General features: G+C 46.3%; 11 protein-coding genes and 1 tRNA gene. 4 read left to right on the forward strand and 8 right to left on the reverse strand.

All coding sequences use genetic code 11. The features are described from left to right. Positions 1-234: 234 nt before the first annotated feature. From BMZ54_RS10115 to BMZ54_RS10140, 6 genes are all read right to left on the reverse strand, one after another. A complete protein-coding gene (locus tag BMZ54_RS10115) occupies positions 235-831 on the reverse strand; it encodes a short chain dehydrogenase (RefSeq protein WP_089910110.1) in 597 nt (198 codons plus the stop codon). An 80-nt stretch (positions 832-911) separates the two neighbouring features. Beyond that, entirely contained in the window at positions 912-1,763 is an 852-nt protein-coding gene (locus tag BMZ54_RS10120) for an AraC family transcriptional regulator (protein WP_089910113.1), read from the reverse strand. Positions 1,764-1,864: 101 nt separating this feature from the next. Continuing rightward, positions 1,865-1,937: transfer RNA gene (locus tag BMZ54_RS10125), tRNA-Lys, on the reverse strand. 76 nt (positions 1,938-2,013) lie between these two features. Next, a complete protein-coding gene (locus tag BMZ54_RS10130; protein WP_089910116.1) occupies positions 2,014-5,214 on the reverse strand; it encodes an error-prone DNA polymerase in 3,201 nt (1,066 codons plus the stop codon). A gap of 16 nt (positions 5,215-5,230) precedes the next feature. Next, complete coding sequence (locus tag BMZ54_RS10135) at positions 5,231-6,733, reverse strand: Y-family DNA polymerase (protein WP_089910119.1); 1,503 nt, start codon at positions 6,731-6,733, stop codon at positions 5,231-5,233. A 1-nt stretch (position 6,734) separates the two neighbouring features. Beyond that, positions 6,735-7,466 (reverse strand): ImuA family protein, encoded by a 732-nt coding sequence (locus BMZ54_RS10140; RefSeq protein ID WP_089910122.1) that lies wholly within the window; start codon positions 7,464-7,466, stop codon positions 6,735-6,737. 424 nt (positions 7,467-7,890) lie between these two features. Between BMZ54_RS10140 and BMZ54_RS10145 the strand changes: the two genes are divergently transcribed. Further along, complete coding sequence (locus BMZ54_RS10145; protein WP_143080960.1) at positions 7,891-8,538, forward strand: DUF6624 domain-containing protein; 648 nt, start codon at positions 7,891-7,893, stop codon at positions 8,536-8,538. Between the two features lie 124 nt (positions 8,539-8,662). Continuing rightward, positions 8,663-9,667, forward strand: coding sequence for a PDDEXK nuclease domain-containing protein (locus tag BMZ54_RS10150; RefSeq protein ID WP_089910128.1), 1,005 nt, complete (start codon positions 8,663-8,665; stop codon positions 9,665-9,667). Between the two features lie 12 nt (positions 9,668-9,679). On the opposite strand, the gene BMZ54_RS10155 is transcribed toward BMZ54_RS10150, so the two are convergent. Then, positions 9,680-10,480 carry a glycosyltransferase family 2 protein gene (locus BMZ54_RS10155; protein ID WP_089910131.1) on the reverse strand — a complete coding sequence of 267 codons (801 nt, stop codon included), beginning with the start codon at positions 10,478-10,480 and terminating at the stop codon, positions 9,680-9,682. Positions 10,481-10,697: 217 nt separating this feature from the next. Between BMZ54_RS10155 and BMZ54_RS10160 the strand changes: the two genes are divergently transcribed. After that, positions 10,698-11,990: an MgtC/SapB family protein gene (locus BMZ54_RS10160; RefSeq protein WP_089910133.1), complete on the forward strand. Its 1,293-nt coding sequence runs from the start codon at positions 10,698-10,700 to the stop codon at positions 11,988-11,990. 2 nt (positions 11,991-11,992) lie between these two features. Here BMZ54_RS10160 and BMZ54_RS10165 read toward each other — a convergent pair whose 3' ends face one another. Next, on the reverse strand, positions 11,993-12,736 hold the full coding sequence (locus BMZ54_RS10165) for an ROK family protein (RefSeq protein WP_089910136.1): 744 nt from the start codon (positions 12,734-12,736) through the stop codon (positions 11,993-11,995). 68 nt (positions 12,737-12,804) lie between these two features. On the opposite strand from BMZ54_RS10165, the gene BMZ54_RS33550 reads away from it, so the two are divergent. Further along, positions 12,805-12,870, forward strand: coding sequence for a hypothetical protein (locus BMZ54_RS33550; RefSeq protein WP_394332707.1), 66 nt, complete (start codon positions 12,805-12,807; stop codon positions 12,868-12,870). Positions 12,871-12,908 lie beyond the last annotated feature (38 nt).

The following is a 12,908-nucleotide window of genomic DNA, read 5'->3' on the forward strand; positions in this document are numbered from 1 at the left end:
CCATTTTATCAGCGATCTGAAGTGAATATACGAGTTATTATATGTACCACCGGCAATCCTACAAATACCATCCAGGGCACTAAAATCAGTGTTAGGATTAATGTTCGCAGGAATAATGGCATTGCTGACAAATGGCTGGCAAACAACGCATAAAAGAGTGTTATGGAAGGATATATTACTACCCAGATTTTAATGGATTGAATAATTTTGGCTTTAATCTTCATTGCATTTTTTTTACGGTTTAATGATTTGTCCTGTTATTGCTCCAAACAAACTTTTCTTAAAGCCAAATTCCATCTGTCTCATTGTGGTAGGAATTTCTCCAGGGAAATAAGGAAAATATTGGGGCGAATTTTCAATTACTGTTGGGCTAACAGCATTGATACGGATACCGTTTTGTAACTCAATTGATGCGGCTCTTACAAAACCTTCTACTGCTCCATTTGCAGCAGATGCGTTGGCAAAATTAATTTGTGGTTCATGGGTTAATGCACCTGTGATAAGTGTAAATGAACCTTTTGGATTGATGTAATGCTGGCCAATTAGAACCAAATTGATTTGTCCCATCATTTTTCCTTCCATTCCAATTCTGAAAGTTTGGTCTGTTAGGTTTTTCCATGGGCCAACAAAAGTTGGTCCAGCGGTAGAAATCAAAGCATCAAAAGCGCCAATCTTGGCAAACATTTCTTCTATTGATTGGGTTGATGCTGTATCAACTTGCACATCGGTTGACGAACGGCTTGCCCTGATTATTTCGTGATTTTCTTTTTCTAACGCCTTGGCTAAATACTGCCCCATTGTGCCTGATGCACCTACAATTACTATTTTCATGTTTTATCATTTTTAATTCTTTGCAAAATTACCTTATGATAAAGCTTGGCTAATAGGACAAAAGTTTAGTCCCGCAGGATTTATTTCAAGTTCTTGCGAAATACTTCGGGCGAAAAGTTGGTGTATTTTTTAAAAAAACGAATAAAGTAAGACGGGTCTTCAAATCCTAAATCGAAAGCGATTTGATTTACTTGATCGGTGGTTGCTAATAGGTGTCTTTTTGCTTCCAATATAATTTGCTCATTGATGAGTTGCGAGCAGGTTTTGCCCACAGTTTCTTTGGTTATTTTGTTGAGCTGAAATGTGGTAAGATGCATCATTTCGGCATATTGTGTCACTTGTTTATGGGTTACAATATGTTTTTGTAATAGTTCTAGCAATTCTTCCAATTGCTCTTGAGAATATCTATTGCCATCATTTGCTATTTCTTTCGGATTTTTACTTTGCCTTGCTAATTCGATAAAAAGTATTTCAAGACTTGCTTTGATGGCTTCCTTGTAGCGCTCTTGCTTTTGGGTATATTCTTCAAAAATGAACGATAATTGAGAACTGAATTTTCTAAATTTTTTAACAGAAACCGGGCAGTAATTTTTATTGCTCACTTTTCGTAAAACAAAATTAACCGGTTCATCTCTTGGGGTATAAAATTCGCGGTTAAACTGTATTAAATACCCTGTGCTACCATGTTTTAAGGTGAGTTGATGCACTTGCCCTGGTCTCATAAAAAAAACCGAATAGTCGTCAACAGGGTAATTGGTAAAATCAATACTATGTTCGCCCTTTCCTTTTTCCAAAAACAAAGCCAAAAAAAAGTTGTGCCTGTGCAATTCCTGCACCATGTCTTGTTCAGAAAGCAAAGTACCGATGTTACGAATACTAAAACCTTCTGAAAAATCAGGCTCCTTAATTTGTCTTATATTGATTTTATTCATTTAAAAAATCGAACTATTAATGACCAGACAATAACAGGTTGGGTCACAGATTTTTATTGGCATAAAAAAAGGAGACAACTATTATCTAGTGTCTCCTTAAGTGATCCCGCTGGGACTCGAACCCAGGACCCATACATTAAAAGTGTATTGCTCTACCAACTGAGCTACGGAATCATCTCTTTTTGTTATAAAGAGGGTGCAAAAATAGTTATATTTTTATTTGAAACAAGAGGTGTGGAAAAAAAGTTTACTACTTAAAATTCCTGCCTCCATAAAAAACCTTCGCTCCATCCTCCTTGTTCTGCTCCGCTGAGGCGGGGAACGGCCTCCGTTCATCCGCATGGCCCAGCGATTCCTCCGGCAATGCGCGGCTCAGCTCCCGCAGCAGCTCCGTTAAGTTATAACAATGTTTTACGATCACGTGGATCACCTCGCCCTCACGCTGCAAGGTACCTTCCACCATCAAAAGGCGGGATTGCAGGATCTCCTTCCGGTACTTATCAAACAGCTTTTGAAACACTACCAGGTTAACGCATCCCGTTTCATCCTCAATGGTAATAAAACAAATGCCGCTGGCAGTGCCGGGTCTTTGCCGCACCAGCACAAGGCCGGCTACTTTTACCGGCATACCATCAGTAAGGGTGTTCAGTGCCTGTGCCGTAACAATATGCAGCAGCTGCAGCTTTTCCCGTACAAAACTTACGGGATGTGCTTTTAATGATAATGACATAGCAGCATAATCCTGTATTACATGTTCAGGTGCAGACATCTCCGGCAACGTGATCTGCGTTTCAGCAGCGCTTTCTGATGGTGTGCCGGCAAACAATGCAATAGGCCGGTCGTGCAGGGCTGTTACTTCCCATAAGGCCCGGCGCCGGTCAAGGCCTAATGATCTGAAGGCATCCGCATCTGCCAGCTTTTCCAGGGTAGATTGCTGCACACCGGCATCACGTAATGCAGGAATAGAAGTATAGTGCGTAGTGCGCCCCGCAATAAGCGCCTGCACATCATCCTCCCGCACCCCTTTTACCTGGCGAAAGCCCAGGCGGAGCGCATGGGGCGGATCTGACCTTTTCTCGATCGTATTATCCCACATGGAATGATTCACATCTACCGGCCGCACCTCCACGCCGTGGTTCTTTGCATCGATCACGATCTGGGCCGGCTGGTAAAACCCCATGGGCATGCTGTTGAGCAAGGCGCAGGCAAAAACATCCGGATAAAAACATTTGATCCAGGAAGATACATATACCAGCAGGGCAAAACTTACAGCATGGCTTTCAGGAAATCCATAACTACCAAAACCTTCCAGCTGTTTGAATATGCGATGGGCAAATTCTTCATCGTATTTATTGGCTACCATGCCCTTAACCAGCTTTTCCCTGAACTGGCTCACCATGCCCGGCAGCTTAAAAGTGGCCATACTGCGGCGTAGCGCATCTGCTTCAGTGGGTGTAAAACCTGCAGCATCAATGGCGATCTGCATGGCTTGTTCCTGGAACAGGGGCACACCTAAAGTGCGTTTTAATATCTTTTCCAGCGCAGGAGAAGGGTAGGTGACCAGGTTTGGATCTTTACGCCGTTGTAAGTAGGGATGCACCATATCGCCCTGGATAGGCCCGGGGCGCACTATGGCTACTTCTATTACCAGGTCATAAAAGCAATCAGGCCTCAGACGGGGTAACATGGCCTGCTGCGCACGGCTTTCTATCTGGAAAACGCCAATAGTATCTGCACGGCAGATCATTTCATAAACAGGCTTTTGCTTTTGTGGAATAGTAGCCAGCGTATGGGGCTGACCGTAATGGTCCTTCAGCAGATCAAAACCCTTACGGATGCAGGTAAGCATGCCCAATGCCAGCACATCTATTTTCAGAAATCCCAGGGCATCAATGTCGTCTTTATTCCATTCAATACAGGTCCGGTCTTCCATACGCGCATTCAGGATGGGGCACAGGTCAGAAAGTTTGCCCTGCGTAATTACAAAACCTCCCGTATGCTGCCCCAGCTGCCGTGGAAAACCCATGAGCTGCCCGGTAAGCTGTAACACTTTTCGCAGCAGGGGATCATTGGCATTCAATCCCTGTTCTGTAAGGCGATGCTCCTCAAACCATTCCTCCGTAAAATCCCAGATGGAGGCGGATAACCGGTTAATGGTATCTACAGATAAGCCCATTGCTTTTCCTACATCGCGGATAGCGCCTTTTTGGCGTTGCTGCGTTACCGTTGCCACAATAGCTGCACGGTCGCGGCCATACTTTTTGTAAATGTATTGCATCACTTCCTCCCGCCGCTCATGCTCAAAGTCCACATCAATATCAGGGGGCTCATTCCGTGCTGATGAAATAAAACGTTCAAACAGCAGATCAAATTCCGAAGGATCAACAGAAGTAATGCCCAGGCAGTAACAAACCGTGGAATTGGCCGCCGACCCGCGGCCCTGACACAATATATCCTGTTCCCTTGCATAACGTACAATATCATGCACGGTTAAAAAGTAGGGAGCATAATTTTTTTCTTCAATGAATTTAAGCTCATAATCAATGGCCGTGCTTACTTTTTCAGGAATGTTGCCGCCGAACCGCTGCTTGGCGCCCTCCCAGGCAAGAACAGTAAGCTCCTGCTGCGGCGTGCGGCCATTAGTAGTAAGTTCTTCGGGATATACATATTGCAGCATATCCAGTGAGAACTGGCAGGCGGCTGCAATTTCCTGCGTGCGGGAAATGGCATCGGGGTATTGCCGGAACAGCCGCTGCATTTCATCAATAGGTTTCAGGTACCGTTCTGCATTGGGATGCAGCCGGAAGCCGGCGTTATGGATAGTACATTTTTCACGGATGCAGGTTAGCACATCCTGCAGCTGGCGGCGCGCAGTGTGATGGTAATGCACATCGTTGGTGGCCACCAGGGGTATGTGTAATTGTTCAGAGAGCTCCGAAAGCCGGTATAGCTTTTTACCATCATCGCCCTGGTAGGAGCGGGATGCGGCCAGGTACAAGTCATCGCCCAAAACTTCCCGGTATGCTTTCAGTGCCTGTTGGAAATCCGGTTCAAAGCTGAAGCTTGTGTTTAATGAATCAGGTGGTATTACAATGAACTTTATGCCTTTGGCATATTTATATACATCGGCCTTAAACAACTCACATTTGCCTTTCTCCGTTCTCAGGTTACCTTCTGTCAGCAGGTTACAAAGCCGGCTATAGGCTTCTTTATTGGTAGGATAAGCCAGCAGGCTGGGGCCATCCACCAGGTCAAGGCGGCAGGCAGGAATGAGCTGTATATCCTTCCCCCTGGTAGCTACATGCGCGCGTACGATGCCCGCAAGCGTATTACGGTCTGTAATGGCGATCTTTTTATAACCATAGGCAAATGCCTGTTCTACCAGCTCTTCGGGATGAGAGGCGCCCCGCAGGAAACTAAAATTGGTGGTGACCTGTAATTCAGTGTACATACATCATCTCATTTTCTTACGCAAAAAAGCCATGGATGTACCAGCAATGCGGTTTATTCATATCATAATGCCCCGATCTGAAAAGCCAGTAACGGCGGCCTTCCTGGTCTTCCACAGCATAATAATCCCGGTGCGGCCCTTCCTCCAGCCACCATTCGCGTTCAATACGTTCAGGACCGTCTGCCTTTTTTATATAATGCAGCTTGCCTTTGTATGTAAACAACATAGGCGGATAGTCAGGTATGGGCGCGCTTACCTCTACCGGCTCCGGTTCCCGTAACAGCAGCATAGGGCGGGGATGGTCTGTGCGCCAGGGTGTAGCTGGTTTTTCCAGCATAGAAGCGGTGGGGGTAATAGAACGCTCCGGCCAGTAATGCTGTACCGGCAAATAACGGCGAATGGAATACGCGCCTGTTTTACCAGCCAGCCGGTCTGTCAGCTGCGCCAGGGTAATGCTTTCCAGGCCGCAACCGCCGGTCCACAATGTTTCCTGCTGGGGAGAAACTTCTTCCACATGGGGTGCTTCCAGTATAAAAAGCTCTATGCCTAAGGCTGGTTCAATCGCAGGTATCTTATTTTCAAATAGTTTGAAAAGATGACGGGCATTGTGTGATGCACGGTTAGTGCCAATTTCCACCTGTTCTATCTTACCATCCACCCGGTATGCTTTAAGAACGGCGGTACGCAGTCCCTTGCTTTTTTGCTGCAGGCGGCTGCAAAGCGCTTCCAGCAATCGTTGCAGTGCAATTTCAATACCCGTTGCCGTTAGTATCGGTTCCAGGCAGGGCAGCCGTTCCTGGTAGGGGAGGATGGGTAACAGCGGATCAATAACTTCCTCTTCCCGGCCCAGTGCCTGATCCATACGGTCAAGCAGCGCCTGGCCAAAACGCCTGCGCAATGCGGAACGCGGCATATTTATAAAACTGCCGACCTGGTAAAGGCCCAGCTTTTGTAAACGTTCCAGCAGGTCAGGTTCCAGGCGCAGGGCAGCGGGGGGTAAGGGGAGCAGGGCAGTGGCCTGCTCTCCGCTTTTAATGATGCAGGTAACCCTTCCATAACGCGCTATGGCCCATGCAGTACCAATGGTATCTGCAATGGCTACACGAACATGATAACCAAAAGCTTTTAAGCGGGTAATGATCTCCTGCAGGTAAGGTTGTTCTCCTCCCCACAAGTGCGCGCAGCCGCTGGCATCCAGTATCAAACCATCGGGCAGGTCTGTAGCGGCAACAGGGGTATAACGTATACACCATTTGCAAAGCGCTTTCAATAATTGCTCCGCTAACCCGGGCTTGTCGTTAAATACCTGTAGCGCAGGAACAATGGCCCTGGCATCTGCCAGCACCATTCCAACAAAAATGCCCTGTGCCTGCGCAGCAGCGCTGGCTGCTGTTATCATCATGCGCCCGTGATCAGGCGCTGCCAGTATGAAAGGCTGGTGCAGCAATTCAGGCTTGCGGATGATCAGCCAGTCTGTTATTAAATGACGGAACCATATGGCTACAAAACGTTTGGGCATGTTATCCTGTTTTTCGTATATCCGCCTGCGGTTGTAATGCAATATTTTCAGTGATCACGTTAAACCGGCCCTGCGCCCATTCCAGCTGCCACTCACCGGGTTTGCCGTTGCGCACTTTTAAAAGTGTTATACGCCAGCGGGGAAAACCAATGCCGGGCATATTGTTACCGGGTTCGCTGTGCAGCGGTGTAACCCTCCACCGGGCCACACAGGCATTTGCATTCAGATCGCGTGGCTGATGGCGTAGTATAAAACCGGTTACCCTGCTTTGTTCTACCGCCAGCTGCAGCCGCCTGGATGCGGTGAAGCTAATGTCTCTCATTTCGCCAACCACAGCTGCCAGCCCTTCACATTTTAACGCTTCTTCCATGGCCCATAACACATCCCGTTCGCGTTGCAGATCTACAAAAATGATCTGATCAGGTGTTACGCCAAATGCTGCCAATGCAGGCGGAAAAAGGGTGCGTGCAGCACTGATCCATATACAAACACGGCCCTGCTGCATCAGGGGCGCTAAGAGTCCGGCAATAAACCCGCCTGTAGCTGCTGCCTGTTCTGCAGCCTCGCTTAAAAATTCATGAACGGCGCCTGTAGGAAAAACCGCGTTGGGAAATGCCGCCTCTACGGGCTCAAGGCCTGCGTGAACAGCTGCATTTAGCGTTGGTTTAAACCCCTGCAAAAGCAACAGCTCTTTTTGCAATTGACTAATGATCTCTTTTTTAGTGGCGGACATGGCGGAAGATCTTATTTATTGATCGTATGAATGTGTGGAGTAGAGTGATCCGCTGCCGCTTTTCCTATCGTCATCATGTTTCACCAATATTTTTAGCAATGATATACTAAAAATATTAGCTAATCAAGACGCTTAACAATCCGGGTATGGACATGGTATTTATAAATTAATGATTATCAAATCGAAAGGGGAGATATTCAGAGGAATGTTTTTTTACACGCTAAGCCCCCATTAACAAACTGCTTATTTATTTCTCCGCAAATACCTCTTGCAGCCGCTCCCGGTAGCAGTCTCCCCATTCGCCCATTACTTTTATAACTGGCAGTAAGGTTAGAGAGCCGGAAAGAGTGGAACAACCGGGAAGGGGAGTGGTGTAAACAACACCTGGAAAAGATTATATTTATACCTCTTATCTCTGCTACATATGAAAATAATCCCGTTGTTTTTCTATTGCATGTTGTTAAATGGTTTTACAATAGCGCAAACCAATCCGGCCCTTGCAGATACCCTGGCAAAGATGGTAGTTATTGACCAGCAGGCAGCAGGCTTGCCACCGGAAGGACTAACCCTTGATTCTCCCGGGTGGCAGCATTTTAAAGACAGTGTGTTCACTTCTCATCATAAAAGGCTGGAAAAAATGCTGGATAGTTACGGTTACCCGGGTAGTGATATGGTAGGGGAGAAAGGTGCGCATCATTTCTGGCTATTGGTACAACACCTGGATAAATGGCCTGCATTTCAGCAGCAGGTAATTAAGGCTCTGGAACAACAGGTGGCTGATAAAAAAGCATCCTCCAAAGACCTGGCTTATTTAACAGACCGTGTACGGCTGAATACCGGCGGCAAACAGGTATATGGTACACAGGTCACTTATAACCTAGATAGCTGCCAGGCTATTCCCAAACCGCTGGAAGATCCGGCATCGGTGAACGAAAGGCGAAAAGCAGTAGGTCTGGAACCGCTGGAGAATTATCTGAACATGATGAGCGAAAGCCATTTCCTGATGAATAAGGAAATGTATGAAAAGAAAGGTATTAAAGGGCCAAAGCTGTATGAACAAAAAGATAAGTAATGAGCGTACCATCATTACTTAATACACAGTCAATGACAGTGTAACTATCAAATTGCCGTTTGTTTATAACAGATAATTCCTTTAAAATTGGGGCCTTTATTCTAAAAATAATCCCCCAAAATTTATGAAGGTAAAGCGATCACTGATAGCCGAAATAAAGAACATGATCCTTCAAAGCCGGGAACAGGCTATCCGTGCAGTGGACAATACCCGGGTGCTTATGTACTGGAATATCGGGAAGCGTATCTTTGAAGAGGAACAAGCCGGGAAAGAGCGCGCTGATTATGGTTCCTTTCTGATCAGGTCTTTATCTGAAGCTTTACAGCCTGAGTTTGGCAGCGGCTTTTCCGTTCGTCAATTGGAAAGATACCGGCAATTTTTCAGGACCTTTCCAATTGCGTCCGCACTGCGGACGCAATTTAGCTGGACACATTACAAGCTCCTGTTATCCATTGATAATGAGGCTAAAAGGGAGTATTATATCCTGGAAGCCGTCAAAAGTAACTGGACAGCCCGCCAGCTCGAACGGCAGATCAATAGCCAGCTATACGAACGCTTATTGCTCAGTAATGATAAGGAAAGCGTATTGGCTGTAGCCCGTGGGGAAAAAGTACCTAGCAATGCAACTGAGATCATCAAAGACCCTACGGTGCTGGAATTTCTGGGCCTTAAACAAAAACCGGCCTATTATGAACGGGACCTGGAAGCGGAGCTCATCTCTCATCTTAACGATTTTCTGCTGGAATTAGGGCATGGTTTTTCTTTCGTAGCCCGGCAAAGGAGGATACACCTGGATGGTGATGAGTTTTTTGTGGACTTGGTATGTTATAACCGCCTGCTCCAAAGTTTTGTATTGTTTGAGATCAAAACCCACAAGCTTACCCACCAGGACCTGGGGCAGTTACAAATGTATGTTAACTACTATGATCGTTTCGAGAAACAGGAATTTGAAAACCCAACCATTGGTGTATTATTATGCGCCGATAAGAATGATGCAGTGGTAAAAATATCGCTCCCGGAAAATAACAGATCTATTGTAGCCAGCAAATACCAGCTGTACCTGCCAACAGAAGACCAGCTACTGAAAGAGCTGAAAAGTGAGCTGGATAAACTGGATGATATTAACTAATAAATAAAACGCCTATTTCTTGCTGTTCACATCAAAATGCTGTTCCTCCATCAGCCGCAGTGAGAACAGCATTTCCACCATAGTTCTTTGTAAGGTGTAATACCAGCCTGGCCAGCCGCTGAAAATTAGCCGTTTAATGATCAGGCAGTAAAAGAATACAAAAATGGGCGCAAAGATCTTGGTCCTGCGTATTTTATTGAGCATAGAATTGCGGTCCGGGTTAGTAGGGTCCAATAGCTTATGACATTCCTTAATAGAGTATCCGTCCTGGTTGCTCAGCCACCTGCTGAATGGTTTACGATCATCATGTAAAATGCGGCTCTTATAAGCGCCTATCCTGCCATTGATGCGGAGCCTGTGGGCGTGCCCGTCATCAAAATAGATGCCCAGGGTTCTTTTGAATAATACTGTTCTGGGTGTGGTATTATTACTGATCAGCTGCCGGCCGTAGATCAGGAACTCAAACCGGGTATCATAACCTACTATATCGCTGCCGGCGCCTGATACAAATGCCTTTGTTTCTTCAATGAATTGATCCGTCAGCACATAATCGGCGTCCATACTCAGCACCCATTCAGATTCGATCAGGGAAAGCCCGTAATTACATTGCTGTGCAAAGCTGTCAAAAGCCCTATACTGTATTTCCACGTTCGGGTATGATTGCAGGATCTCTATGGTTTTGTCTGTACTGCCACTATCCAGCACCACTACACGCTCAAGCCAGGTGAGTTTGTCCAATACGCGCTGAATATTCGGTTCTTCGTTCTTCGTTAATATTAAAGCCTGCAACACACTTCTGGAAATGATGGACATTTTTCTTTATTTAATATAGAATACTTAATGATCGGGCATTTTATCAATGCGCCCGCCTAAAATAGAGGTTAATTTCTAAAAAATGATAACATCTGCTAAGCTTGTTTAAATTTTCTACTTTTTTAAGTAAGTATCCGCTAGCTCCATAACGGTTTCATCCACATACATCATTATCATTTTATTATCTTTAAACAAACGTAAATCAGGGAGCATCAGAATGGATCAAAAATTTTTACACTATGCCACAGGACCCATTGCCGTTAAAATGGCTGTTTCTATCGGCATCGGCATGTTGGTGGGAATGGAACGGATGTGGTCTCATAAAGAAACAGGGATACGCACTTTTTCTATAGTAGCCTTACTGGGCATGCTGGCCACCGTAATAGGATCAGATTTTTCCATTGCCTGTCTGATAGGGGTATTTCTACTGGTGGTGATCACCAATGTACGCAGCCTGCTCATTGACCGCACCACGGAGATCACTACCTCTGCTGCTTTAATCGCTAATTATATCCTGGGGGTTTTAGTGGGGCTGGGGCATATTTTTACGCCGGTTGCCGGCGCTATTATAATGACCATGCTGCTGGCCTGGAAAACAGAGCTGAACCGCTTTGCCGGCGGCCTGCAGCCTTCTGAAATAAGAAGCGCCATCTTATTGGGATTAATAGGTTTTGTGATCTACCCGCTTATTCCTGACCGTTATATTGATCCCTGGCAGCTGTTTAATCCCAGTGATGCCTGGCTAAGCATCATTGCCATTTCCGGGATCGGTTTTGCGAACTACTTTCTGCTAAGGATGTTCAGCACCAGGGGGCTTTACCTGAGCGCCATTTTTGGCGGGCTGGTGAACAGCAGTGCCACAGTGGCGGAGCTGGGAGCACGGGCACAGGCAACCGGGCAAAGTAAAAAAATCAAAACCCTTTGCCTGCTTACCACAGAGGCTATGTTTGCCCGCAACCTGCTGCTCATTCTGTTGTTCTCTGAAAGATCGCTGGCTGCAGCGGCATTGCCCATTATTGCTATGTCGGTGGTGGCAGGGCTCTGGATCTGGAAAGATAATATCCGCAAGGAGCTGTCCGGCCAGGAGCAGCCGGTATCGCTGCATCTTCAATCCCCCATTGCCATACAAAAGGTGATCAGCTTTGGCTTCCTGTTTATTGTGGTGCAGATAGGGGGGACCTTGCTCACAAAGGTTTTTGGCAGCTATGGTATTTTAGCAACCGGTTTCTTTGGCGGCCTGGTAAGCAGCGCCAGTACTACTGCGGCAGCGGCCACCATGGCTAACCATGGAAAAATAACCGCCGCCGTGGCAGGTAGTGTGGCTGTATTGTCTTCCCTGGCCAGCACCATTGTGAACTTACCCATTATCTGGAAAACCATTGAAGACAAGGCCATTGTTAAACAGCTAACGCTGGAGATCATTACCATACTAGTGGCTGGTATAGCCGTGGTAGCCCTGGACCGGATCTTTGAGGTATCTGAATTTTTGATCACTATGTTATATAAGTGACCTTACTTTTTAGTAGGGTAATTGGTGCTGATGTGATACTTATCTTCCAGCTCCCACAGCTTAGCGCCGCCTTTAATGCCGTCTTTATTGGTAAAGAGGTGAATGTTATTGTCCAGCTCAATATCCAGCTCTTCTGCATTGCCGCCGCCTAGGTACAGGCGATCGTAGTTGAATACCACCTTCAGAATCTCCAGCACTTTGGCGATGCGCTTGTTCCACTTTTCTTTGCCTTCTTTTTCCAGGGCTTTATTGCCGATGTATTCATCGTAATCATGGTCTTTGGTAACCGGATGGTGAGCCAGCTCCAGATGGGGCAGCAGGTAGCCATCTATCAGCAGTGCGCTTCCAAAACCAGTGCCCAGCGTTACGGCCAGCTCAAACCCTTTGCCGCTTACTACGCCCAGGCCCAGCTGGTCTGCATCATTTACCAGCCGCACCGGTTTTTGTAACAGGTTGCTGATCTGCTGACCCAGGTCTATATTTTTCCAGTTGGGATTGCCCAGGTTAGGCGCCGTGTATACAATACCGTTACGTACATAACCGGGAAAACCTACGGATACTTTATCATAGTCCGGCATGTCTTTTACCAGCTCTGCAATAATTTCCAGCACATCCGCCGGTTTGGCGTCTTTGGGTGTGGGCAGGCGTTTGTAGTCCATCTGCCATTCGCCTTTGCTGTTAAGGATGGTGCCTTTAATATGTGATCCGCCTACATCTATTGCCAGTATATCCCCGGATGGTGCCATTGTGCTCGTATTTATTGTGAGCAATAAAGATAAGGGATGCGCACAAATTTTATACAAACCACTTTTGCATAAACGCCTGTACGTTGGAGGAAAAGATCCGGTTCACAATTTCATCAGCCGGCAGCTGGTTATAACTTTTCAGGTTCCTGCCGTTTTCTTTCATGTAATTAAA

This window comes from Chitinophaga rupis, from assembly GCF_900109685.1.
Taxonomy (GTDB): Bacteria; Bacteroidota; Bacteroidia; order Chitinophagales; family Chitinophagaceae; genus Chitinophaga; species Chitinophaga rupis.

What these genes read in the sequence shown, in the direction of transcription:
- BMZ54_RS10115 (WP_089910110.1), bottom strand. Translation starts at nt 831, where the DNA reads ATGAAAATAGTAATTGTAGGTGCATCAGGCACAATGGGGCAGTATTTA.
- BMZ54_RS10130 (WP_089910116.1), bottom strand. Translation starts at nt 5,214, where the DNA reads ATGTACACTGAATTACAGGTCACCACCAATTTTAGTTTCCTGCGGGGC.
- BMZ54_RS10145 (WP_143080960.1), top strand. Translation starts at nt 7,891, where the DNA reads ATGAAAATAATCCCGTTGTTTTTCTATTGCATGTTGTTAAATGGTTTT.
- BMZ54_RS10135 (WP_089910119.1), bottom strand. Translation starts at nt 6,733, where the DNA reads ATGCCCAAACGTTTTGTAGCCATATGGTTCCGTCATTTAATAACAGAC.
- BMZ54_RS10140 (WP_089910122.1), bottom strand. Translation starts at nt 7,466, where the DNA reads ATGTCCGCCACTAAAAAAGAGATCATTAGTCAATTGCAAAAAGAGCTG.
- BMZ54_RS10160 (WP_089910133.1), top strand. Translation starts at nt 10,698, where the DNA reads ATGGATCAAAAATTTTTACACTATGCCACAGGACCCATTGCCGTTAAA.
- BMZ54_RS10165 (WP_089910136.1), bottom strand. Translation starts at nt 12,736, where the DNA reads ATGGCACCATCCGGGGATATACTGGCAATAGATGTAGGCGGATCACAT.
- BMZ54_RS10150 (WP_089910128.1), top strand. Translation starts at nt 8,663, where the DNA reads ATGAAGGTAAAGCGATCACTGATAGCCGAAATAAAGAACATGATCCTT.
- BMZ54_RS10155 (WP_089910131.1), bottom strand. Translation starts at nt 10,480, where the DNA reads ATGTCCATCATTTCCAGAAGTGTGTTGCAGGCTTTAATATTAACGAAG.
- BMZ54_RS10120 (WP_089910113.1), bottom strand. Translation starts at nt 1,763, where the DNA reads ATGAATAAAATCAATATAAGACAAATTAAGGAGCCTGATTTTTCAGAA.